This window comes from Bradyrhizobium sp. HKCCYLS1011, from assembly GCF_051167795.1.
Lineage (GTDB): Bacteria > Pseudomonadota > Alphaproteobacteria > Rhizobiales > Xanthobacteraceae > Bradyrhizobium.
The window spans coordinates 175626-197423 of sequence record NZ_JBNPTT010000008.1; the positions used below are offsets into that span (position 1 = coordinate 175626).

Below are 21798 nucleotides of genomic sequence, written 5' to 3' on the forward strand. Positions count from 1 at the left end.
CCCCGTCCGGCCACGATCGCTTTCGGCCGGACAGACCGCTCACTCACAAACAAATCCAACCTGTCTCTCGTTCGCGAGGAGGCACTCCATGAGCACATCTCAATCATCTCTCTCCGCCAGTTCTGCAGCAGCCTCCGGCGGCTCGGTCGCGGCGCCGTCCATGCCGACGGCAGTCTCTGCAAAGACCTGGATCGCGGTGATCGGCGCCACGCTCGGCGCCTTCATGGCTGTCTTGAACATCCAGATCGTCAACGCCTCGCTCGCCGACATCCAGGGCGCGATCGGCGCCGGCATCGATGACGGCGGCTGGATCTCGACCTCCTATCTGGTTGCGGAGATCGTCGTCATCCCCTTAAGCGGCTGGCTTGCCCAGGTGTTCTCGATCCGCCTCTATCTTCTGACCAACGCGATCCTGTTCCTGATCCTGTCGGCGGCCTGCGCGCTGGCGCAGGACCTGCCGCAGATGATCGTGCTGCGCGCGATTCAGGGCTTCACCGGCGGCGTGTTGATCCCGATGGCGTTCACGCTGATCATCACGCTGCTGCCGCGCGCCAAACAGCCGGTGGGCCTGGCGCTGTTCGCGCTGTCGGCAACGTTCGCGCCGGCGATCGGCCCGACCATCGGCGGCTATCTCACCGAGAATTTCGGCTGGCAATACATCTTCTATGTCAACCTCGTGCCGGGCGCGATCATGGTCGGCATGCTCTGGTATGCGCTGGAGCCTAAGCCGATGAAGCTTTCGTTGCTGCGCCAAGGCGACTGGCCGGGCATCATCACCATGGCGATCGGTCTGTCGGCGCTGCAGACCGTGCTCGAGGAAGGCAACAAGGACGACTGGTTCGGCTCGCCCTTCATCGTCAAGCTCTCGGTCATCGCCGCGCTCGCGCTGTCCGCCTTCCTGATCATCGAGTTCAGCGTCGAGAAGCCGCTGCTCAACCTTCGCCTGCTGCTCCGGCGCAATTTTGGCTTCGGCATCCTCGCCAACTTCCTGCTCGGGGTTGCGCTCTATGGCTCGGTGTTCATCCTGCCGCAATATCTGGCGCGCATTCAGGGCTACAATGCCGAGCAGATCGGCATGGTGCTGGCCTGGACCGGATTGCCGCAGCTCGTCCTGATCCCGCTGGTGCCGCGGCTGATGCAGCGGATCGACGCGCGCATCGTGATCGGGGTAGGGTTCGTGCTGTTCGCCGGCTCCAACTTCATGAACATCTTCATGACCAACGACTACGCCGCCGATCAGCTGTTTTGGCCGAACGTCGTGCGCGCCATCGGCCAGGCGCTGGTGATGGCGCCGCTGTCGGCGGTGGCGACCGCCGGCATCGAGCCGGAGAACGCGGGCTCTGCCTCCGGCCTGTTCAACATGATGCGCAACCTCGGCGGCGCGGTCGGCATCGCGCTGCTGCAGACCGTGCTGACCAAGCGCGAGCAGTATCATTCCAACGTGCTGATGCAGTCGGTGTCGCTGTTCGAGCAGGCGACGCGGACACGGCTCGACCAGCTCACGCAATATTTCGTCGCTCACGGCGTTCCCGACCGCGCCGATGCCTCGCGCCGGGCTTTCGTGGCAATCGGCCATATCGTGCAGAAGCAGGCTTTCATCCAGGCCTTCAGCGACACGTTCTATCTGCTCGGAGTGGCGCTGATCGTGGCGCTGGTCGCAGCCCTGTTCTTGAAAAAGCCCGGCCATGTCGCCGCCGGCGAGGCGCATTGATCCTTCACTGGCTCTGGCGGCTCAGCAACCGCCATCCCCGGGCGCCGCGAATGCGGCGAGCCGGGATCGATATCCTCGGACCTTTCCTATCGGCCGATGAATTTGCCAACAGGGCGCGGCAATCTCCTGCGCTGCCGCTGGCGAAGCGGCAGAGCCTTTGCTACATTGGGCCTTGCGAGGCTGTGACGCGCGTCAGGGACCAACATATCCCCGGGGCCTTATCGATCCTTTAGGGAACTGTCCCTGGCCGGGTCCGTGGATCCGGACATATGGTGCCCACCTACTTTCGTAGGGAACTCCGGGATCGAGCGTTCCAACGGCGTCTACGGCTTCGCGCTTATTCTTCTCCGGCCTGATGATCCTCGGACTTGATCGACTCAGGCGGTCATACCCCGCGAAAGCGGGTCTCCAGTTCCCGTGACAGTTGCTTTTGATTGCGACGCTTGTGGAATACTGGGGCGCGCCCTGTGGGCGGCGATGACGTCAGGAGATCGATCATGCCTGTCAATGCGGCTAGCCAATCCAAGCAGCAGCTGCGCGCCGCCGCGCTCGCCGCTCGGGAGGCCTTGAGCGAAGCGGAGCGGGAGGCCGCTGCAAAAGCCATCGCCACGCGCGGTCTGCCCTTTGCGCTTCAGCCCGGTGCGGTGGTGTCCGCCTATGCGCCGATCCGCAGCGAGATCGATCCGATGCCGCTGATGTCGCGGCTGGCAGGCGAGGGCGCGCGGCTGGCGCTCCCGGTGATCCTGGCCCGCGGTCATTCGCTCTCGTTCCGCGCCTGGTCGCCCGGAGACAGGCTGACGCTCGGCTCGCTCGGCATTCCCGAGCCGTCGCCGGCATCCGCCGAGGTTACGCCTGATGTGATGCTGGTGCCGCTCGCCGCCTTCGACCGCGTCGGCCATCGCATCGGCTATGGCGGTGGTTACTACGATTACACCTTTTCGCATCTGCGTAAGGCCAAACATGTGATCGGCATTGGCCTCGCCTTCGCCGTGCAGGAAACCGCTGCGGTTCCGGCATTAGCCCACGACGTGGCGCTGGATTTTGTGCTAACCGAGACGCAGACGTTCGACTTCCGGAGCAAATGAACTTGCGAATTCTCTTTGTCGGCGACGTGGTTGGCCGCGCCGGCCGCGCCGCCGTCTCAGACCATCTGCCGGGCCTGGTCCGCGATTGGGCGCTCGATCTGGTGGTTGTGAATGGCGAAAACGCCGCGGGCGGCTTCGGCATCACCGAGGCTATCTACCAGGAGTTGTGCGACGCCGGGGCCGACGCGGTCACGCTCGGCAATCACGCCTGGGACCAGCGCGAGGCGTTGGTGTTCATCGAGCGGGCGCCGCGCCTAGTGCGTCCGACCAATTTCCCACGCGGCACGCCCGGCCGCGGCGCGGCGCTGGTCGAAACCAAGACCGGCGCGCGGGCGCTGGTGATCAATGCGATCGGGCGCGTGTTCATGACGCCGTTCGATGATCCCTTCGCCGGCATCGGCGCTGAGCTCGAGGCCTGTCCGTTGCGCGAGGCGGCGGACGCAATCATCGTCGACATTCATTGCGAGGCGACCAGCGAGAAGCAGGCGCTCGGCTTCTTCTGCGACGGGCGCGCGAGCCTCGTCGTCGGCACCCATACCCATGTGCCGACCGCCGATCATCAGATCCTGCCGGGCGGGACTGCTTACATGACCGACGCCGGCATGACCGGCGATTATGACTCGGTCATTGGCATGCAGAAGGACGAGCCGCTGCGCCGCTTCACCTCGGGGATTCCGTCGTCGCGGTTCGAGCCGGCGGCCGGCGCGGCCACGCTCAGCGGCGTTGCGGTCGAGACTGATGACGCGACCGGGCTTGCGGTGAAGGTGGCGCCGGTGCGGATCGGCGGCCGCTTGTCGCCGGCAATGCCGGAGTTTTGGCAGGGCTGATGACCCTGAACGCCCGCGGACGAGGCGCGGCGTGACGGCAGGTCAGAACCCGAAGAATTCCTCCCGCAGCGCGTCCTCATAGGCGGCCTTGGCGTCCTTGACCTTCCCGCGCATCGCGTCCTCTTCGAAATGCGCCTGCTCCCATTTGTCGACCTCGGCGATGCTGTGGGTGACGGACGCAAGCGCCTCCTCCTTCCGGATCGCCGCGATCCATTCCTCGACGGCGTCCTTGTAAGCCTGCTGCAGCGCGTCGAGCTCCGGATGGTCGCTCATCTCTCACTCCCGTCCATGGATTGGCGCGGCGAGTTATAGGGATGGCCAGTGACCGCACGACGACAGCGCGCGACGATGCCAGAGCATCATCGCGCTTGCGCTACCGACAACTACTGCGCGGTCTGCTTGCGCAGCTCGGCGACCTCTCGTGCGGTGAGGTTCGAGCCTTTGGCGCCGAAACGGGCGGTCACGTAGTTCGCGACTGCGGCGACCTCATCGTCCGAATAGGCATTGCCGAAGGCCGGCATCGACAACGCGCCTGACGGTGTCAGTCTTTTGGTGCCGGAGATCACGATCTGCGCGACGTTGAGCGCGGTGGGGTCATTGACGGCCGCGGCGCCGGTCAGGGTCGCCGTCGCCGCCACCAGGCTCTCGCCGCTCCAGCCGTGACAGCTGACGCAGGCGCCTTCGAACACCAGCTTGCCGCGGGCGTTGCCGGAACCGCCGCCATCCTTGTGTGAGGTGGGTGCGGGCGGGGCCGGCGGGGCGGCGATGTCGGGCGACGATACCGGTGGCACGCTGCGGACATAGGTGACCAGCGCCTTGATGTCGGAGGCCGCCAGATAGCTCAGGCTATGGTCGACCGCTTCGCCCATCGGGCCCGATGCAGTGCCACGGCCTGCGGCATGTCCGGTCGATAGATAGGCGGCGAGATCGTCGTCGCTCCAGCCGCCGATCCCGGTCGCCTTGTCCGAGGTGATGTTGAAGGCTCGCCAGCCGGCGGTTACGGCGCCCGCGAACTTCATGCGGTTGTCGAGCGCGAAGGCGAGATTGCGCGGAGTGTGGCATTCGCCGCAATGCGCCAGCGCTTCCGCGAGATAGGCGCCGCGATTCCAGGCCGCCGATTTCGACGTATCCGGCGCGAAGCGCTGGTCGCGGTCGAATACGGCTGACCAGAATGCCATCGCCCAGCGCTGGTCGAAGGGGAATTCCAGCGTGTTGGGTGGCGGGGCGCTCTTCACCGGCGGCAGGCTGAACAGGTAGGCCTTGATCGCCAGCGCATCCTCCTCCGTCATGGCGGCGTAGGAGGCGAAGGGCATTGCCGGATAGAGCCGCGCCCCGTCGCGGCGCACGCCGCGATGCAGCGCATTGATGAAATCCTGGTCGGTGTAGTTGCCGATGCCAGTGTCCTTGTCCGGCGTGATGTTGGTCGAATACAGCGTGCCGAAGGGGAGCGTGAAGCCGAGCCCGCCGGCAAAGTCCTTGCCGCCGGGTCTGGTGTGGCAGGCCATGCAATCGGCGGCGCGCGTCAGATATTCGCCGCGTTCGATCAGGCTTGCTTTGGCCAGCGAGGCTGGGACGCCACTGACCTGGCCGTCACGATAATCCGCGAGCGCGACACGCGAGCCGCCGGCAAAAGCGATCGGGTCGGGGCCGCGGACATACCAGACGCCGGCCGCCACCAGGATGACGACAATGGCGATCAGGCCGAGCAGGATGCGACCGAACCTCCTCATGCCTTCCTCCCGGCGGCGATCAGGCTGCGATCGACCGGCAGACGGCGCAGCGCCACGCCAGTTGCGGCATAGATCGCGTTACGCAGCGCCGGAGCAGCGGCCGTGACGCCGGCCTCGCCGATGCCGCCGGGCGCTTCGGCGCTCTTGATCACATGGACCTCGATCGGCGGGATCTGGTCGATGCGCAGCATCCGATAATCATGAAAGTTGGACTGCTGAACACGGCCCTTGGCGATCGTGATCTCGCCATAGAGCGCAGCCGTTAGCCCGAAGACCAGGCCGCCCTGGATCTGCGCCTTGACCGTATCAGGATTGACGGCAATGCCAGTGTCGACCGCCGAGGTGACGCGGCGCAGATGCACCTCGCCCTCGGCATCGACCTCCGCTTCGACCACCGTTGCGATGAAGCTGCCGAAGGCGGGCTGCACGCAGACGCCGCGGCCGGCGCGCGCCGGCAGCGGCTGGCCCCAGCCGGATTTCTCGGCGACGAGGTCAAGGGCTGCCAGCAGCCGGGGCGTCTTGCCGAGCATGGCACGGCGGAAGTCGATCGGGTCCTTGCCGGCCTTGCGGGCGGCCTCGTCCATGAAGGCTTCGATCGCGAACACGTTGTTGTTCGGCCCGACGCCGCGCCAGAACCCGGTCGTCACCGCCGGCGGTTCAACGCGGACGTATTCGACATGGAAGTTCGGGATGTCGTAGGGCATGTCGACGGCGCAATCGACCGCATCGATGTCGATCCCTTTCTGGAACGCCGGTGGCAGCCAGCGCGCCAGGATCGCGGAGCCCGCGACCTTGTACTTCATCGCCGCGATCTTGCCGCCCGCAAGGCTCGCTGCGATGCTGTCGCGATAGACCGGCCGATAGACATCGTGCTGCATGTCCTCTTCGCGGGTCCACACCACCTTCACGGGGCCGTCGACCTGCTTGGCGATACGTACCGCGGCGACCACCATGTCCGGCTCGAGCTTGCGTCCGAAGCCGCCGCCGAGCAGGTGATTGTTGACGATGACCTTCTCGAGCGGCAGCCCGGCCGCCTTGGCGGCCTCCGACTGCACGCGGGTCATGATCTGCGTGCCAGTCCAGATCTCGCAAGCGTCGGGCCGGAGGTGGACGGTGGCGTTGATCGGCTCCATCGTGGCATGCGCCAGGAACGGCAGTTCATACGACGCGTCGAACCGCTCGCCGCCCGACAGCCCCTTGGTGATATCGCCGACCGATTTGGCGACCGCACCATCCTTGTCGCTGGCGGCGCGCAGGTCACGCCAGATGTCGTCGGTGCCGATCTTGGCGTTCGCGCCTTCGTCCCATTCGATGGTGAGCGCATCCAGGCCCTTCTTCGCCGCCCACATGTGATCACCCACGACGGCCACCAGATCATCGAGCACCACGACCTTGTGCACGCCCGGAATCGTCCTGGCCGCGCTGTCGTCGACCTTGCGGACCTTGCCGCCGAGCACCGGGCAGGCGGCGAGCGTCGCGAATTTCATGCCCGGCAGCATGGCATCGATGCCGTAGACGGCCTTGCCGTTGACCTTGTCGGGTGTGTCGAAGCGTTTCAGCGGTTGGCCGATATAGACGAAGTCTTTGGGGTCCTTCAGCGGCACGTCCTTTGGCGCCGTCTGGCCGGAAGCCGCAAGGGCTATGGCGCCATAGCCGAGCGCGCGACCGCTGGCCTGATGCTGGACCTCGCCCTTTGACGTCGTGCAGCTTGAAGGCTCGACCTGCCACTCCGCGGCGGCAGCCTGCACCAGCAGCGCCCGCGCACTCGCGCCCGCCTTGCGCAGCGCGCTCCACCACGCGCGGACCGAATTGGAATTGCCGGTGACCTGGAGGCCGAACACCGGATTGCCGTAGAGCTTGTCGTTCGGTGGCGCATGTTCGAGCACCACTTGGGCCAGGTCGGCATCGAGCTCCTCAGCGAGGATCATCGCGATCGAGGTATAGATGCCCTGTCCCATCTCGACCTGAGGCATCACCAAGGTGGTGCGGCCGGCCTCGTCGATGCGGATGAATGCATTGGGTGCGAATTTGCCGTCAGTGACGTCCGCCGGCTGCAGCGGCTCGTTGGCGCCGCGCGCCGGAAGATGAAAGGCAAACAGAAAACCTGTGGCCAATCCGCCCGCAAGCAGGCCGCGACGGGAGACTTCGGAGAGCTTTGTCGTTGCGGTCATGGCGCGCCTCACGATTGCCGGCCGCTGGCCGCCTGCTTGATGGCGGCGCGGATTCGCACATAGGTGCCGCAGCGGCAGATGTTGCCCGCCATCGCGGCGTCGATATCGGCATCATCGGGACTGGGCGTCGCGGCAAGCAGTGCCGCGGCCGACATGATCTGGCCGGACTGGCAGTAGCCGCATTGCACGACTTCGAGATCGAGCCAGGCCTTCTGCACCTTGGCTCCTGCAGGCGTTGCGCTGATGCCTTCGACGGTTGTGATCGAACGATCGCGCACAGCGCTCAACGGCAGCACGCAGGAGCGAACCGGCTTGCCGTCGACATGCACGGTGCATGCGCCGCACTGGGCAATGCCGCAGCCGAATTTGGTGCCGGTCAGGCCGAGAATGTCGCGCAGCACCCAGAGCAGGGGCATGTCGGGCGGCGCATCGAAAGATTTCTGTTCGCCATTGACCGTCAGCGTCGTCACCATGAGAGCCTCGTTGATTAGATGGTGCGCGGTAAGCCAGCGTGCCATCATAGAAGACGATATCGTCGTGATGGGACGAGAATGCTTTTTGCAATGCTGTCCTGCGCGGGAGCGGGCAGAGTTTACGAGATGGCGCAAGTCTGCTCTGATGGCGCAAGCCGAGATGCGATCTTAGATGACGATCGTCATAGAATCGAGCGATTTTGTCAGGCATCGCTCGAACGTGATTCGGCGAATGCAGGAGCTGCTGCTTCAGGCGGCAAGCGCATCAGCGCTGGCGCGGCGCGTGCAGGCCGGCCTGCACCGCGCTTGCGTCCGAACCGCGCTCGCGGCGCGTTGATCAGCTCTGGCGGAAGCCCATGCGGAAGGCGCCCCAATGGCGGCCCTTGACCAGGATCGGCGCGGACAGATCTTTCATCAGCACGAACTGACCGCCGCCCATGTCGCGCCGGTAGGTCTGCAGCAGGAATGGCCGCTTGTTCTCGGCGACCTTCTTGACCGCGCGATCGTTGAAGAGGCGACGGTTGCGGCAATTCGCGTTGTTCCAGACCGGGTCGGAGCCTTGCGGCTGCCTGTAGTTCGGATTGTGGGTGGGCAGATAGCCGCCCTTGGCCCAGGCGACGCAGAACACGATCCGCGGATCTGATTTCTGAATCGGGTCCTGGATCGCCGGCAGGATCCGGTCTGTGAACTCGACATAGTCGGTCATGTACTGCTTGGGATCGGTGCCGGGGATTTCGCGGTAGTTCTCGTCCATCAGCTGTGCCAGCGTGATCTCGCCGCGCTCGACGGCGGCATCAAAGGCGCCCGATATCACCTTGGCAATTTCGACGACGGTGCGGATCAGCGGTGCATCCGCGGTCTCCACCCCGCTGTCCGCGATCAACGCGATCAAGCCTTCGGACACGTCGAGCAGTTTTGCGATGCGGCTGTCCGCCTGTTTCAGCTCGGTCGAGGACTTGTCGACCCCTGCGGCGAGCTCGGCAAGCTCGGTGATGACCATGTCGCAATGGGCGAGATTGGAGGTCGCCGCGCGCGCCACCCCGTCGATCTCCTGGCCGACATGGGTGAAGCCGTCCTGCACGCGCGCGATGATGTCCTCGATCCGATGGGCGCCGTCGCCGGCATTTTTGGCGCGCGAGGACGCCTCGCCGCTTTCGCCGAGCAGGCCCTTGATCTGGCCATCGAGGCCCCGCAGCGTGTCGCCGATCTGCTGCGTCGCCTGGCGCGTCGCTTCCGCCAGGCTCTTCACCTCGCTGGCGACGACGGCAAAGCCACGCCCGGCCGTTCCGGCCCGCGCCGCCTCGATGGTTGCGTTCAACGCGAGCAGGTTGGTCTGTTTGGCAATGGCCTCGATCGAGACTGACACTTTCGCAACCTGTGACAGCGCCGAGCCGACGGAACCGAGCCTGTTTTCGATCCTGTCCACGGCTTCGATCAGCTCGGAGATGTGCTTGACCGCCGTTTCGACCACCGTGCGCGACTGCGTGATCTCGCCGACTGCGGCCGAGGCGGCGGTCTGCACGGCTTGTGAGGCCGCTGCGATGTCGTGATTGGCCGCGACCATTGTCTTCGCGGTGCTCTGAAGATGGATGAAGCGCTCCGACTGATGAGCGACGCGGTTCGCGACTTCCTGGACGTTGCCCGCGACGTCGGCGAGTTCAACTCCGAGCCCGCCGATGCGGTTGGCGAGCTCGTCGATCAGGCGTTCGACGCCGGAGGATGCATCGGCATTTTCCAGTATCACGCGCTGCGCGAGTGACATCGTCAGGTCCTCGTTGGATAAGTGTGAAAGCGCTTGTTTCGTCCAATTCCCACTTCAAAGCTTGTACGCAGTACGGAGGCCCCCCCAGTGCCGACCCCGAACCCGGATCGGCACGTCGATCTCGCGCATCATCACGGTATTGCCGTTGCCCATGTCGCGCGCGTAGCTCTGGATCAGGTAAGGCCGCTGGTTCCGCCCAGCGGCAAGGCCGGCGGGATCGTTGAAGATACGACGGTTGCGGCTGTTGGCGGTGTTGAAGGCGACATCGCCCGGACGCTGCGGGTGGGAATAGATCTTGTTGTGGACCGGCAGATAGCCGTTGGAGTCGATCGCGACGCAGAAGGCCATTCGCGGGTCCTTGATGAGGAAGGCTTCCTGAAACGGCGGCAGCGCACGATCGGCCCAGTCGAGGATTCTGGTGCGGTGCTGCTGCGGATCTGTGCCGGGGATCGCGACATAGTTGGTGTCGAACATGTCTTCCATCGAGATCTCGCCGCAGGCGACGGCGTTCTCGAAAACTCTGGTCAGCTCGGTCCCGGCTTCCATGGCGCGGGCAACGGCTTCGTTGTTCTCCTCATGGAGCGCCCAAAGCCTATCCTCGATCTTCTCGCGGAGCTCCGCTGTGGGGGCATCGAACCTCGCCTGCGCGCCGGCTTTGACCTGCTCGGTGATGCGCAGTCTGCAGGGGCCGACCTCGTCCAGCACCGCATCGAAACGTTCGTTGGTCGCGAACCGGCCCGCGTCGGGGCCGGTGATCAGGATGTCATCATTGCTGATCTCGTACACCGGCGCCGAAATGGTGCGGCCACCGACCTTGATGTCCACCTTGATATGACAGGGCAGGCGCTGGTTCGATAGTTTGTCTTCGCGCCCGCCTTGGCGCAGCAGCACCGCCGCGCGGGCCTTCAGCTTTTGCGCATGCAGGGTGACGGCCTTGCCGGCGCTGCTGACGCGCTCGCCGTAGCTTTCAGCCTGCTTGGTGGCACCATCGATCTCGGCCGCGCTATCGACGACGGAGGCGATGAAGCTCGAGGCTTGCGCGGCGTTGTCGGAGATCTCGCCGGTGGTCTGGTTCTGCTCGGCAATCGTCCCGTCGACATGGGCAAACACCGGGCGGATCGCCTCGATCGCCTGCGCGATCCGGTGCACGGCGTCGGCCGAGCCGGTCGCATCGTTCTGCAGTGCCTCGATCTTCTTGGTGATCTCCTCGGTCGCGTTCTGGGTTTGCACCGCCAGTGCCTTGACCTCGGTCGCGACCACGGCAAATCCGCGGCCGGCCTCGCCTGCGCGCGCGGCCTCGATTGTCGAGTTGAGCGCCAGCAGCGTGGTCTGGCGTGCGATCTGGGCGATCAGGTTGACGACATTGCCGATCGCCGCCGAGGATTCCCGGAGACGGTCGACATTGGCCCTGGCTTCCTGGGCAGCGGCACTGGCCTGGTCGGCGAGTGTCCCGGCATCGCGGACCTGGGCGCCGATATCGTGGGCGGATTGGGTGACTTTCTCCGCGGCCCGGGCAAAGGTCGCTGCCGTCCCCTGAGCGGCGCTGCTGCGTTGGGTCAGCGCATCGGCCCGTTTGCGGATGTCGGCAAGGGTGCCGGCGGTGGCCTCGGCACCGCTGGCCACCGAATTTGCGGCGCGCTCGAGCTGACGGATCATGCCGCCGAGTTCCAGCTCGAGAAGATCGAGGATCGACTTGGCCGATTCGGCCTCAGGGTCGACCGAGGTTTCCGGCATCGGCCTGGCCGGCGCGTCCTTGACCTCGACCTCCTTCACCTGTGCAGCGCGCTGTTGCGCGCCTTTTCCGAACCAGGCGAACGGCATCGGGGGCTCTCTTGGATGCAATGGACGGCTGAGGCCTCATCCTTGCACCTTGGTGTGAAGTGATGGTTAACAATTGGCTTCAGGCTGCTCTACCGAAATACCACTCGCGTTCCTATCTTTGATTTTAGTGATCTCCGGCCTATAAGGCCGCGCTCCCCCATTTCCCAAGACGATTCCGAAGAGACTTCGCATGGCCGGCCATTCCCAGTTCAAGAACATCATGCATCGTAAGGGCCGGCAGGATGCGATGAAATCCAAGCTGTTCGGCAAGCTGGCGCGCGAAATCACCGTGTCGGCCAAGCTCGGTACCCCGGACCCGGCCATGAACCCCCGGCTGCGCGCCGCCGTGGTTGCGGCACGGGCTGAGAACATGCCGAAGGACAACATCGAGCGCGCAATCAAGAAGGCGCTCGGTGGCGAAGGCGATAACTACGATGAGATCCGCTACGAGGGTTATGGTCCGGGTGGCGTCGCCGTCATCGTCGAGGCGCTGACCGACAATCGCAACCGCGCCGCGTCCGACATCCGCTCGTACTTCACCAAATCGGGCGGCAATCTCGGCGAGACCGGCTCGGTTTCGTTCATGTTCGACCGGGTTGGCATCATCGAATACGATTCCAGTGTTGCCTCCGACGACACCATGCTCGACGCAGCCATCGAAGCGGGCGCTGACGATGTGATGTCGAGCGAAAGCGGTCATGAGATCTATGCGTCCCCGGAGAACTTCCGCGAGGTCGCCAAGAACCTGGAAGCCAAGTTCGGCGAGCCGCGCAAGGCCGCGCTGACCTGGAAGCCGCAAAATACGGTCGCCGTCGACGACGAGACCGGCGAGAAGCTGCTCAAGCTGATGGATCTCTTGAACGAGCATGACGACGTTCAGAACGTCTATGCGAATTTCGAGATCTCCGATGCCCTGATGGCCAAGATGGGCGGCTAGCGTCCTGTTGACCAAACGCGCACATCGGGCGTCGCCCGTTCTGTTTATGTTTCGCTTGGGGCGGGCGGACGCTATCAGTACAGCATGACAGCCCAGCCGATTCGCTCCTCCGTCCGCATCGTCGGGATCGATCCCGGCCTCCGCCGCACCGGCTGGGGTGTGATCGAGAGCGAGGGCAATCGCCTGATCTTTGTCGGCTGCGGCTCAGTGGAGCCCCCCGATGATCTGCCCTTGGCAAGCCGCCTGCTCGCGATCCATGAAGGGCTTGCCCGCATGCTCGGCGAGTTCAGGCCGATGGAAGCGGCCGTCGAGCAGACCTTCGTCAACAAGGACGGCGTGGCCACGTTGAAGCTTGGCCAGGCGCGCGGCGTCGCCATGCTGGCGCCCGCGATGTTCGGTATTGATGTGGCGGAATATGCGCCGAACCAGGTGAAGAAGACCGTGGTCGGGGCCGGGCATGCCGACAAGAACCAGGTCGCGGTGATGCTGAAGATCCTCTTGCCCAAGGCCGAGCCGCGTTCGGCGGATGCTGCCGACGCGCTGGCGATTGCGATCACGCATGCCCATCACCGCCAGGGCGCCGCGCTGCGGATGAAGGTCGCCGGGCGATGATCGGCAAGCTCAAGGGCCTGATCGACTCCTACGGCGATGATTTTGTCATCCTTGACGTCGGCGGTGTCGGCTACCAAGTGCACTGCTCGGCCCGCACCTTGCAGGCCCTGCCGTCGCCCGGCGAAGCCGCAATGTTGTCGATCGAGACCTATGTCCGCGAGGATCAGATCAAGCTGTTCGGTTTTCGGACCGATGCCGAGCGCGAATGGTTTCGCCTGCTGCAGACGGTCCAGGGCGTCGGCGCCAAGGTTGCGCTTGCCGTGCTCGGGACCTTGCCGCCCGCCGACCTCGCCAATGCGATCGCGCTGCGTGACAAGGCGGCGGTGGCCCGTACGCCCGGCGTGGGCCCGAAGGTCGCCGAGCGTATTGTCACCGAGCTGAAGGACAAGGCGCCCCAGCTTGCCAGCGTCGATCCGACGGTGGTCCGCCTGTCCGGCGCCATCGACGAGGCGCGGGCGCCGCAGCCGGTGGCGGATGCCATTTCGGCGCTTGTGAACCTCGGCTACGGCCAGCCGCAGGCCGCCGCCGCCATTGCCGCTGCGGCGCGCGCTGCGGGCGAAAAGGCCGAGACCGCGCAACTGATCCGGCTCGGCCTCAAAGAGCTGGCAAAATAGGCTATCGTTGCCGCGCGGCCGAGCGAAAGGACAACCGTTCCACCATGGTGAGCAAGAAGGACAAGGAATTGATCGACGCGGCAACCGCCGCGGTCAGAAGCCGTTACCGCAACGATTGGCAGGAGGTCGGCGCGGCCGTGCGCACCCGCGACGGCCGCATCATTACCGGCGTCAACATCGATGCCTATCTCGGCCGCAACGCGGTTTGTGCCGAGGCGATCGCGATCGGCCGCGCCATCACCGAATTCGGTGATCATGGAATCGAGACCATCGTGGCGGTTCGCCATCCCAAGCCCGGCGAACCCGGGTCGGTCGCCGTGGTCTCGCCCTGTGGGACCTGTCGCGAATTGATCCATGATTACGATGCCAAAGCGCGGGTGATCGTTCCGTCGAATGGCGCCGGGCCCGAGGTTGTGACGATCGGCGAGCTGCTGCCGAACAAATACAGGCGCGGCGGCGAATGAAGCAGCCCTCCCGCATGGTCAGCCCGGAACGCCGCTCTGACGATGTCGGCGACACCGCGCTGCGGCCGCAGCAATTGTCGGAATTCGTCGGGCAGCAGCAGGCGCGCGCCAACCTCTCGATCTTCATCGAGGCGGCGCGCAAGCGCGGCGAAGCGCTCGACCATGTGCTGTTCGTCGGCCCGCCGGGGCTCGGCAAGACCACGCTGGCGCAGATCGTCGCGCGCGAGCTCGGCGTCGGCTTTCGGGCCACCTCCGGTCCGGTGATCGCGAAAGCCGGCGATCTCGCCGCGCTGCTTACCAATCTCGAAGAACGGGACGTCCTCTTCATCGACGAGATTCATCGCCTGAGCCCTGCGGTGGAGGAGGTGCTCTATCCTGCGATGGAGGATTTCCAGCTCGATCTCATCATCGGCGAGGGACCCGCGGCGCGCTCGGTGAAGATCGATCTGTCGAAATTCACCCTCGTCGGCGCCACGACCCGCGCAGGGCTCTTGACCAATCCGCTGCGCGATCGTTTCGGCATTCCGATCCGGCTCAATTTCTACACCATCGAGGAGCTGGAGAAGATCGTCACCCGCGGCGCCCGCGTGCTGGAGGTCGGCATGACGGCCGATGGCGCCAACGAGATCGCCCGTCGTGCGCGCGGCACGCCGCGCATTGCCGGCCGGCTGCTGCGACGGGTGCGGGACTTTGCGTCCGCTGCCAATGCGGATGCGATCGATCGGGCGATCGCCGACCACGCGCTGAGCGCACTGGAGGTCGATGCTGCCGGGCTGGACGCCATGGACCGCCGCTATCTGACGACCATCGCGCTCAACTATGGCGGCGGCCCGGTCGGCGTCGAGACCATGGCGGCGGCGCTGTCCGAGCCGCGCGATGCGATCGAGGACATCATCGAGCCCTATCTGATCCAATGCGGCTATCTGCAGCGGACCCCGCGGGGGCGACTGCTCACCTCGCACGCGTTCCGCCATCTCGGCCTCACGGAGCCCAACCGCGATCCAGCGCAGTTCGGGCTGTTCGGCGATGATGCCGAAGATTAACGAAACTGCAGAGAATCTGCACCAAGCCACCCGAAATCGGCTCTAATCCCCCGCAACTATCGCGCCGGATTTCATGGTTCATCATTCATGCTGACACGTCGTCGTTTCCTGCGATTCTCCGGTGGCTTCGCCGCGGCCGGATTTTCCACTGCGAGCTATGGCGTCGGTGTCGAGCCGCTCGTCCGGCTGCAGGTCGCCGACTATCAAATCCGACCGCGGCGTTGGCCCGCCGGCTTGACACTCAAGATCGCCGCGGTCGCCGACCTCCATGCCTGCGATCCCTGGATGTCGCTTGCCCACATCGAAGAGATCGTCGCGCGCACCAATGCGCTGCAGCCTGATATCATCGTCATGCTCGGCGACTATGTCGCCGGCCATCGCCATATCACTGGCCGGATTGAGGCGCCGGAATGGGCCGCTGTGCTGGCTGGCCTGAAGGCGCCGCTCGGTGTGCACGCTATTCTCGGCAATCATGATTATTGGGACGATCACATCGTGCAGCGCGCCGGCCGCGGGCCGACGGCTGCGCGGCGGGCCTTGGAGGCGGTCGGCATCCCCGTCTATGAGAACGACACCGTGCGACTCTCCAAGGACGGCCATGCCTTCTGGGTTGCGGGTCTCGGCGATCAATTGGCCTATGTGCCGGCGCGACATTTTCGCCCTGTGAACCGGATCGGCGTCGATGATCTCACCGCCACGCTGAACAAGGTCACGGATGACGCGCCGATCATCCTGCTTGCCCATGAGCCCGATATTGCGGGTCGCGTCCCGCGGCGGGTGTCGTTGCAGCTCTCGGGCCATACGCATGGCGGCCAGGTGCGGCTGCTCGGCTGGTCCCCGGTCGTTCCCTCCCGCTATGGCAACAGGCTCGCTTACGGCCACGCACAGATGGCCTGCGATGTCATCGTCTCCGGTGGCCTCGGCTGCAGCATCATGCCGGTCCGCATCGGCGTGCCGCCGGAGATCGTGCAGGTGACCGTCAGCGGTGACGGTTCCGGCGTCGTGTCGTAGCGCATCGCAGCGCTTGCGCTTGTCCCTCGATTTGCGCAAAACGGGCTTTTGCTCGGCAATTGAGGGCATCCGGTGACATACCCCCATCTCGACGGCGAGATTCGCGACGGCCGTCATCACATGCAGGTCCGCGTCTATTACGAGGACACGGACTTTTCCGGGATCGTCTACCACGCCAATTATCTTCGTTTCATGGAGCGCGGGCGAACTAATCACCTCCGGCTGATGGGCGCCGAGCAGCATGCGCTGTTCGCGCAGGCCGAAGCCGAAGCGCCCGGATTTGCCTTCGTGGTGCGCTCGATGAGCATCGACTATCTCAGGCCAGCGCGGATGGACGAGGTGCTCGACATCGTGACCTGGCCGGTGGCCGTGAAGGGCGCGTCGATTACGCTGGCGCAGGAGGTGCGCCGCGGCGACGAGCTTCTGGTCAAAGCCGAGGTGCGGGTCGCCTTCATCAGCGAAGGCCGGGCGCATCCGATTCCGAAGGCGCTTCGCGAATTGTTGAAGGCCGATATCGTTTAGCGATGACGCGATAGGAAATGCGCCATCGACTCGCGACGCTCCGGCGCTAGAGTGTTCGTCGCTTCGATTGACGATCACGAGGTCCCGATGTCGCGCCCGCCATTTCCGCCGTTCACGAAAGAGACCGCGATCCAGAAAGCCCGGATGGCGGAAGACGCCTGGAATTCGCGCGATCCCGAGCGCGTGTCGCTGGCCTATACCGAGGACAGCCGCTGGCGCAATCGCGGCGAGTTCTTTCAGGGTAGGCCGGCCATCGTCGCGTTCCTGACGCGCAAGTGGCAGAAGGAATTGGACTACCGCCTGATCAAGGATCTCTGGGCCTTCGACGGCAATCGCATCGCGGTGCGCTTTCAATACGAGTGGCACGACGCCGACGGGCAGTGGCATCGCTCCTACGGCAATGAGCAGTGGGAGTTCGATGCACAAGGCTTGATGCGGCGGCGCGAGGCCAGCATCAACGATATCGTGATCACAGAGGCGGACCGCCGCTTTCATTGGCCGGCGCCCGGCCCGCGGCCGGCCGACGTCCCAGGGTTGAGCGACGATCCGTTCTGACCATCCGCGCCGCCTCGGCAAGGGTCGGGGCGGCGCGGTCGGCATGACTTACGCTGCCGCCTTGTGGCGGGCGATCTCGGCTTTATACAGCTCGAATTCCTCCGCCATCGCTTTCGCGACCGATGGCCGCGCGCGCAGCCGCTCGTAATAGGCTTTCACAGCCGGCCATTTCGCCAGCTCCACCGGCGGCGTTGCCATGGTCCAGTTGATCACGGTGACCAGATAGGCGTCGGCTACGCTGAAATGGTCGAGCAGATAGTCGCGGCCTTTTAGATAGGTCTCGAGATAATCGAGCCGCGAGAGGTTCTTCTTCAGCACATGCGCCTTCATTTCCTCGGGCGCGGTCCTGTCCAGAATCGGAATGAACAGGCCTTTGTGCAGTTCGGTTCCGATGAAGCAGAGCCACTGATGCAGCCGGCTGCGATCCATGCCGGGTGGGGTGCCGAGATTGGCGCCGGCGAGATGGTCGGCGACATACTGAAGAATAGCGGCATTCTCGGTCAGCACCTGACCATCATCGGTGCGCAGGGTCGGCACCAGTCCGAGCGGATTGACGGCGCGGAAATCTGACCCGTCCTTCAGCACGACCTTGGTTTTCGGGTCGACCTCGAGATAGGTCGCGGGCGCACCGGCCTCGTAGAGCGCGATGCGGGTGGCCATCGAGCAGGCGAGCGGCGAGAAATAGAGATCCATGGGCGCCTCCATAAGCTCCTGACCGGAGCAGTTGTTGATTTTTATACTGTCTCGCATAATATGGAAGCCGTCAACGAATTTGATGCGATATGGTACAAAAAAGAAAAGATGAGTCCGATTCGTCGGCGCAGCGCGAGCCTGGCGCGCCGAAGCGACGCGGCCGGCCGCGCGCCTATGAGCCGGATGTCGCGCTCGGCAAGGCGCTGGACCTGTTCCGCCGTACGGGTTTTGCAGCGACCTCGCTCGATGATCTCTCGGCGGCGACGGGCATGAACCGGCCGAGCCTCTATGGCGCCTTCGGCGACAAGCGCGAGCTCTACATCAAGAGCTATCGGCGCTATCGCGACGAGGCCCGTGCCCGGACGGCGGAGATATTCCGCAACGACTGGCCGGTGCGGAAGCAGCTCGAGCGCATCTATGCGACCGCGCTCGACATCTATCTGTCGGGCGAGGAGGGGCCGCGCGGCTGCTTCACGGTGATGACGGCGGGCTCCGAGGCCGTCGCCGATCCCGACATCCGCGCCATGGTGCAGGATGCGCTGACCGAGCTCGACAAGGCCTTCGCCTATTGCTTCCGCCGCGCCAAGGAGAAGGGCGAACTGCCCGACGGTGCCGATCCGCTCGTACTGGCCCAGCTCGCGTCGGCGACGATCCACTCCATTGCTGTCCGCGCCCGCGCCGGCACGCCGCGCAAGGAGCTGGAGGCCATCGTCAAGGGCGCGATCGACGTGATGCTGAGGACGTAGGCGCGTCGTCCCGGCCAACGCCGGGACCCATACCGCATGATGTGCCGGTCGGACACGACTGCAACGACCAGCCGTTTCCATTACCAACGCCTGTGGTTATGGGTCCCCGCTTTCGCGGGGACGACAGCCGGGGACATCAGTAGCCCCTCCTGCGGTCCACCACGTTGTGCAGCGCGCCGCCGGCCTCGAAACGCACGATCTGCTCGGCGACATAGCGCGAGATGGCGTCGGCGTCGGTATCGGCAGCGTTGTGCGGCGTCAGCACGACTCTCGGATGCGTCCAGAATCGGCTGTCGGCGGGCAGCGGCTCCTGTCCGAACACGTCGAGCGAGGCCGCACCGAGCGTGCCGTCGTCGAGGCAGGCCAGGATGTCGGCCTCGTTCTGCAGGCCGCCCCGTCCCGCATTGATCAGGACCGGTGCGCCGAGCGGGCTCTCGCGGTTGAGCTTCGCGAACAGGGCGCGGTTGAGGATGCCCCGCGTGTCCGGCGTCAACGGAAGCAGCGCGACCAGGATGTCGGTGCGCGCAAGAAACGCATCGAGCTCCGCCGCGCCATGGAAACAGTCGATGCCATCGATCCGCTTTTCGCTGCGGCTCCAGCCCGCCACGAGGAAGCCCAGTCGCTTCAGCACATCGGCCGCATCGGCGCCGAGCGTCCCCAGGCCCATGATGCCGACGCCGAGCGCCGAGGCCGGCCACTGATATTTCGGAGCCCAGCGCTTCTCGCGTTGCGACTCCCGCAAATAGAGTTCCTGGCGATGATGCATCAGCACATGCAGCACGACATATTCGGTCATGCGCGCGGTCAGGTCATCGACCGCAACCCGCACCAGCGGCACATCAGGCAGGGTGGTGTCGGCCATCAGCGCATCGACGCCGGCCCCAAGGTTGAATATCGCGCGCAGGTTCGGGAACGCCGCCAGCTCGCCTGGAACCGGCTTCCACACCGCCGCATAGTGAACATCGGCAGGATCGAGGTCGGCGTCTGGCAGCAGCGCGACCCGGCGTTCGCCACAGACCTCGTCGAAACGCATTTTCCAGCGCTGCGGCGACCAGTTGTCGGTGCCGCCATGGATCAGAAGCGCCAGCGCGCCCTTGCTCATTGTTTCGTCCTTCTTGGTTCGATGAAATCGCGTGACAGGCCTGGCCGGCGGGCCACACCGGCAAGCGGGCTGGAACCCGCCAAATTTTCTTCGCGGGGCTGTCGGCTCAAGGCATACTGCGTCGTCTTAAGAACGAATGGAGACGCCGTCACATGCTGTATGCGCTGCTTTGCTATCACGACGAGGATTTTGTCGGCTCCTGGAGCAAGGAGCAGGACGCTGCGGTCATGGCCAAGCTCGCCGTGGTGCAGGAGAAGCTGGTGAAGCAGGGTCGGCTCGGTCCGGTGGCGCGGCTGCTGCCGACCACCGCGGCCGCGACCTTGCGCAAGGAGGATCCGCCGCTCGTCATCGACGGCCCCTATGCCGAGACCAAGGAGCAGCTGCTCGGCTTCTACATCGTCGACTGCAAGAACCTGGATGAGGCGCTCGAGGTCGCGCGCGAGCTTGGGCAGGCCAATCCCGGCGGTGCCTATGAAATCCGCCCCGTTGGCACGTTCGCGCCGGGAGGCAAGCTGAAATGACCGATACGGCCTGGATCGATGCGGCATTAACATCGGCGCGTCCCCAGGCCGTCGGCGCGCTGCTGCGCTATTTCCGCGATCTCGATACCGCGGAGGAAGCCTTTCAGAATGCCTGCCTGCGCGCGCTGAAGACCTGGCCGCAGCAGGGCCCGCCGCGCGATCCCGCGGCGTGGCTGATCATGGTTGGCCGAAATGCGGCCATCGACGAGGTTCGGCGCGGCCGTCGGCAGGAGCCGTTGCCTGCCGATGAGGCCATCTCCGATCTCGACGATGCGGAAGCCGAGATCGCCGATCGGCTCGACGGCTCGCATTATCGCGATGATATCCTGCGGCTCCTGTTCATCTGCTGCCACAAGGACCTGCCGGCGACGCAGCAGATCGCGCTGGCGTTGCGCGTGGTATCCGGGCTTACTGTGAAACAGGTCGCGCGTGCCTTCCTGGTCAGCGAGGCGGCGATGGAGCAGCGGATCACGCGGGCAAAGGGACGCGTCGCCCAGGCCAATGTGCCGTTCGAGACACCCGGCGCGATCGAGCGCGGCGAGCGGCTCACGGCCGTGGCCGCCATGATCTATCTGATCTTCAACGAAGGCTATACCGCGAGCGGGGAAACCGCCGATCTGCGCCAACCGCTTTCCGAAGAAGCGATCCGGCTGGCGCGGCTGCTGCTGCGGCTGTTTCCGAGCGAGCCGGAGATCATGGGGCTCACGGCGCTGCTCCTGCTGCAGCACGCGCGCGCTGCGGCACGCTTCGATCCCGACGGCGCGCTCATTCTGCTCGAGGATCAGGACCGTTCGCTGTGGAACCAGCCGATGATCGCGGAGGGGTACGCGCTGATCGACAAGGCCATGCGTCACCGCCGCAGCGGCCCCTATCAGATCCAGGCCGCCATTGCCGCGCTGCATGCGCGGGCCGCAACGCCCGAAGACACCGACTGGACGCAGATCGATCTGCTCTACGGCGCGCTGGAGGTCGTGCAGCCGTCGCCGATCGTGACCCTGAACCGCGCGGTCGCGGTGTCGAAGGCCCGCGGTCCGCAGGCGGCGCTCGATATGATCGAGCCTCTGGCGGAGCGACTGCAGAGCTACTTCTACTTCTACGGCGTCCGGGGCGCGCTGTTGATGCAGCTCGGCCGCAACGACGAGGCGCGGACCTCCTTCGATCGCGCCATTGCGCTCGCCCATAGTTCGGCGGAGGCCGCTCACATCCGCATGCAGATCGACCGGTTGATGCGCGATAGCGCCCAGGCGCGGGCCAAGGTCGGCCAATAAAACAGCTCCGCGCGCGCCCAGACGCGGCCCCGCGACAAAATCTTCACCGGAACTGTCGTCCGTCGTGCGCTTCGTTCGTCTTTGAGACGAAGCATCACGATGGAGCGGAACATGCCGATAAAGAGGCTGG

Annotated in this window: 22 protein-coding genes and 1 other RNA gene; 15 read left to right on the forward strand and 8 right to left on the reverse strand. The window is 65.1% G+C overall.

Features of this window, described 5'->3' with window-relative positions; all coding sequences use genetic code 11:
- Positions 1 to 88 precede the first annotated feature (88 nt).
- The 4 genes from ACQR1W_RS26620 to ACQR1W_RS26635 all read left to right on the forward strand — a co-directional run bounded on the left by ACQR1W_RS26620 (position 89) and on the right by ACQR1W_RS26635 (position 3623).
- Positions 89 to 1711 (forward strand): MDR family MFS transporter, encoded by a 1623-nt coding sequence (locus ACQR1W_RS26620; protein ID WP_434853593.1) that lies wholly within the window; start codon positions 89 to 91, stop codon positions 1709 to 1711.
- A gap of 174 nt (positions 1712 to 1885) precedes the next feature.
- Positions 1886 to 2047, forward strand: a non-coding RNA gene (gene ssrS / locus ACQR1W_RS26625) — 6S RNA.
- A 161-nt stretch (positions 2048 to 2208) separates the two neighbouring features.
- Positions 2209 to 2796, forward strand: coding sequence for a 5-formyltetrahydrofolate cyclo-ligase (locus ACQR1W_RS26630; protein WP_434853594.1), 588 nt, complete (start codon positions 2209 to 2211; stop codon positions 2794 to 2796).
- A gap of 2 nt (positions 2797 to 2798) precedes the next feature.
- Positions 2799 to 3623 carry a TIGR00282 family metallophosphoesterase gene (locus tag ACQR1W_RS26635; RefSeq protein WP_434853595.1) on the forward strand — a complete coding sequence of 275 codons (825 nt, stop codon included), beginning with the start codon at positions 2799 to 2801 and terminating at the stop codon, positions 3621 to 3623.
- Between the two features lie 42 nt (positions 3624 to 3665).
- Here the strand turns inward: ACQR1W_RS26635 and ACQR1W_RS26640 are convergent, their stop codons facing one another.
- The 6 genes from ACQR1W_RS26640 to ACQR1W_RS26665 form a co-directional block, all read right to left on the reverse strand.
- Positions 3666 to 3896, reverse strand: coding sequence for a hypothetical protein (locus tag ACQR1W_RS26640; protein WP_434853596.1), 231 nt, complete (start codon positions 3894 to 3896; stop codon positions 3666 to 3668).
- A gap of 110 nt (positions 3897 to 4006) precedes the next feature.
- Positions 4007 to 5353: a c-type cytochrome gene (locus ACQR1W_RS26645; protein ID WP_434853597.1), complete on the reverse strand. Its 1347-nt coding sequence runs from the start codon at positions 5351 to 5353 to the stop codon at positions 4007 to 4009.
- On the reverse strand, positions 5350 to 7524 hold the full coding sequence (locus ACQR1W_RS26650) for a molybdopterin cofactor-binding domain-containing protein (RefSeq protein WP_434853598.1): 2175 nt from the start codon (positions 7522 to 7524) through the stop codon (positions 5350 to 5352). Before ACQR1W_RS26650 ends, ACQR1W_RS26645 begins: the two co-directional genes overlap by 4 nt.
- 8 nt (positions 7525 to 7532) lie before the next feature.
- Positions 7533 to 7997: a (2Fe-2S)-binding protein gene (locus ACQR1W_RS26655; protein WP_434853599.1), complete on the reverse strand. Its 465-nt coding sequence runs from the start codon at positions 7995 to 7997 to the stop codon at positions 7533 to 7535.
- A 337-nt stretch (positions 7998 to 8334) separates the two neighbouring features.
- Positions 8335 to 9759: a methyl-accepting chemotaxis protein gene (locus ACQR1W_RS26660; protein ID WP_434853600.1), complete on the reverse strand. Its 1425-nt coding sequence runs from the start codon at positions 9757 to 9759 to the stop codon at positions 8335 to 8337.
- Between the two features lie 54 nt (positions 9760 to 9813).
- Positions 9814 to 11580, reverse strand: coding sequence for a methyl-accepting chemotaxis protein (locus ACQR1W_RS26665; protein WP_434853601.1), 1767 nt, complete (start codon positions 11578 to 11580; stop codon positions 9814 to 9816).
- A 190-nt stretch (positions 11581 to 11770) separates the two neighbouring features.
- Here ACQR1W_RS26665 and ACQR1W_RS26670 point away from each other — a divergent pair, with 190 nt between their 5' ends.
- The 8 genes from ACQR1W_RS26670 (at position 11771) to ACQR1W_RS26705 (ending at position 17338) form a co-directional block, all read left to right on the forward strand.
- Entirely contained in the window at positions 11771 to 12517 is a 747-nt protein-coding gene (locus ACQR1W_RS26670) for a YebC/PmpR family DNA-binding transcriptional regulator (RefSeq protein WP_008969855.1), read from the forward strand.
- A gap of 84 nt (positions 12518 to 12601) precedes the next feature.
- Positions 12602 to 13129, forward strand: a complete 528-nt coding sequence (ruvC, locus tag ACQR1W_RS26675) for a crossover junction endodeoxyribonuclease RuvC (RefSeq protein WP_008969856.1) — start codon at positions 12602 to 12604, stop codon at positions 13127 to 13129.
- On the forward strand, positions 13126 to 13743 hold the full coding sequence (gene ruvA / locus ACQR1W_RS26680) for a Holliday junction branch migration protein RuvA (protein WP_008969857.1): 618 nt from the start codon (positions 13126 to 13128) through the stop codon (positions 13741 to 13743). Before ruvC ends, ruvA begins: the two co-directional genes overlap by 4 nt.
- A gap of 44 nt (positions 13744 to 13787) precedes the next feature.
- On the forward strand, positions 13788 to 14207 hold the full coding sequence (locus ACQR1W_RS26685; RefSeq protein WP_434853602.1) for a cytidine deaminase: 420 nt from the start codon (positions 13788 to 13790) through the stop codon (positions 14205 to 14207).
- Entirely contained in the window at positions 14204 to 15250 is a 1047-nt protein-coding gene (ruvB, locus tag ACQR1W_RS26690) for a Holliday junction branch migration DNA helicase RuvB (protein WP_008969859.1), read from the forward strand. Before ACQR1W_RS26685 ends, ruvB begins: the two co-directional genes overlap by 4 nt.
- 87 nt (positions 15251 to 15337) lie before the next feature.
- Entirely contained in the window at positions 15338 to 16261 is a 924-nt protein-coding gene (locus ACQR1W_RS26695) for a metallophosphoesterase (RefSeq protein ID WP_434853603.1), read from the forward strand.
- Between the two features lie 72 nt (positions 16262 to 16333).
- Positions 16334 to 16783 (forward strand): tol-pal system-associated acyl-CoA thioesterase, encoded by a 450-nt coding sequence (gene ybgC / locus ACQR1W_RS26700; protein WP_434853604.1) that lies wholly within the window; start codon positions 16334 to 16336, stop codon positions 16781 to 16783.
- 87 nt (positions 16784 to 16870) lie between these two features.
- Positions 16871 to 17338, forward strand: coding sequence for a DUF1348 family protein (locus ACQR1W_RS26705; protein WP_434853605.1), 468 nt, complete (start codon positions 16871 to 16873; stop codon positions 17336 to 17338).
- Positions 17339 to 17386: 48 nt separating this feature from the next.
- On the opposite strand, the gene ACQR1W_RS26710 is transcribed toward ACQR1W_RS26705, so the two are convergent.
- The gene (locus tag ACQR1W_RS26710; RefSeq protein WP_434853606.1) at positions 17387 to 18031 is read right to left on the reverse strand and encodes a glutathione binding-like protein; all 645 of its coding nucleotides are present in this window, start codon (positions 18029 to 18031) and stop codon (positions 17387 to 17389) included.
- An 89-nt stretch (positions 18032 to 18120) separates the two neighbouring features.
- Here ACQR1W_RS26710 and ACQR1W_RS26715 point away from each other — a divergent pair, with 89 nt between their 5' ends.
- Entirely contained in the window at positions 18121 to 18777 is a 657-nt protein-coding gene (locus tag ACQR1W_RS26715; RefSeq protein WP_434853607.1) for a TetR/AcrR family transcriptional regulator, read from the forward strand.
- 136 nt (positions 18778 to 18913) lie between these two features.
- Here ACQR1W_RS26715 and ACQR1W_RS26720 read toward each other — a convergent pair whose 3' ends face one another.
- A complete protein-coding gene (locus ACQR1W_RS26720) occupies positions 18914 to 19879 on the reverse strand; it encodes a 2-hydroxyacid dehydrogenase (RefSeq protein ID WP_434853608.1) in 966 nt (321 codons plus the stop codon).
- A gap of 152 nt (positions 19880 to 20031) precedes the next feature.
- On the opposite strand from ACQR1W_RS26720, the gene ACQR1W_RS26725 reads away from it, so the two are divergent.
- Positions 20032 to 20400, forward strand: a complete 369-nt coding sequence (locus ACQR1W_RS26725; protein WP_008972463.1) for a YciI family protein — start codon at positions 20032 to 20034, stop codon at positions 20398 to 20400.
- Positions 20397 to 21668, forward strand: coding sequence for an RNA polymerase sigma factor (locus tag ACQR1W_RS26730; protein ID WP_434853609.1), 1272 nt, complete (start codon positions 20397 to 20399; stop codon positions 21666 to 21668). The genes ACQR1W_RS26725 and ACQR1W_RS26730 overlap by 4 nt, the downstream gene beginning before the upstream one ends.
- The last annotated feature ends 130 nt before the right edge of the window (positions 21669 to 21798 follow it).

Bases quoted from the DNA above. Each gene is read 5' to 3' on its own strand.
- ACQR1W_RS26620 (WP_434853593.1), top strand. From the start codon at position 89: ATGAGCACATCTCAATCATCTCTCTCCGCCAGTTCTGCAGCAGCCTCC.
- ACQR1W_RS26630 (WP_434853594.1), top strand. From the start codon at position 2,209: ATGCCTGTCAATGCGGCTAGCCAATCCAAGCAGCAGCTGCGCGCCGCC.
- ACQR1W_RS26640 (WP_434853596.1), bottom strand. From the start codon at position 3,896: ATGAGCGACCATCCGGAGCTCGACGCGCTGCAGCAGGCTTACAAGGAC.
- ACQR1W_RS26645 (WP_434853597.1), bottom strand. From the start codon at position 5,353: ATGAGGAGGTTCGGTCGCATCCTGCTCGGCCTGATCGCCATTGTCGTC.
- ACQR1W_RS26650 (WP_434853598.1), bottom strand. From the start codon at position 7,524: ATGACCGCAACGACAAAGCTCTCCGAAGTCTCCCGTCGCGGCCTGCTT.
- ACQR1W_RS26655 (WP_434853599.1), bottom strand. From the start codon at position 7,997: ATGGTGACGACGCTGACGGTCAATGGCGAACAGAAATCTTTCGATGCG.
- ACQR1W_RS26660 (WP_434853600.1), bottom strand. From the start codon at position 9,759: ATGTCACTCGCGCAGCGCGTGATACTGGAAAATGCCGATGCATCCTCC.
- ACQR1W_RS26665 (WP_434853601.1), bottom strand. From the start codon at position 11,580: ATGCCGTTCGCCTGGTTCGGAAAAGGCGCGCAACAGCGCGCTGCACAG.
- ACQR1W_RS26670 (WP_008969855.1), top strand. From the start codon at position 11,771: ATGGCCGGCCATTCCCAGTTCAAGAACATCATGCATCGTAAGGGCCGG.
- ruvC (WP_008969856.1), top strand. From the start codon at position 12,602: ATGACAGCCCAGCCGATTCGCTCCTCCGTCCGCATCGTCGGGATCGAT.
- ruvA (WP_008969857.1), top strand. From the start codon at position 13,126: ATGATCGGCAAGCTCAAGGGCCTGATCGACTCCTACGGCGATGATTTT.
- ACQR1W_RS26685 (WP_434853602.1), top strand. From the start codon at position 13,788: ATGGTGAGCAAGAAGGACAAGGAATTGATCGACGCGGCAACCGCCGCG.
- ruvB (WP_008969859.1), top strand. From the start codon at position 14,204: ATGAAGCAGCCCTCCCGCATGGTCAGCCCGGAACGCCGCTCTGACGAT.
- ACQR1W_RS26695 (WP_434853603.1), top strand. From the start codon at position 15,338: ATGCTGACACGTCGTCGTTTCCTGCGATTCTCCGGTGGCTTCGCCGCG.
- ACQR1W_RS26705 (WP_434853605.1), top strand. From the start codon at position 16,871: ATGTCGCGCCCGCCATTTCCGCCGTTCACGAAAGAGACCGCGATCCAG.
- ACQR1W_RS26710 (WP_434853606.1), bottom strand. From the start codon at position 18,031: ATGGATCTCTATTTCTCGCCGCTCGCCTGCTCGATGGCCACCCGCATC.
- ACQR1W_RS26715 (WP_434853607.1), top strand. From the start codon at position 18,121: ATGGTACAAAAAAGAAAAGATGAGTCCGATTCGTCGGCGCAGCGCGAG.
- ACQR1W_RS26720 (WP_434853608.1), bottom strand. From the start codon at position 19,879: ATGAGCAAGGGCGCGCTGGCGCTTCTGATCCATGGCGGCACCGACAAC.
- ACQR1W_RS26725 (WP_008972463.1), top strand. From the start codon at position 20,032: ATGCTGTATGCGCTGCTTTGCTATCACGACGAGGATTTTGTCGGCTCC.
- ACQR1W_RS26730 (WP_434853609.1), top strand. From the start codon at position 20,397: ATGACCGATACGGCCTGGATCGATGCGGCATTAACATCGGCGCGTCCC.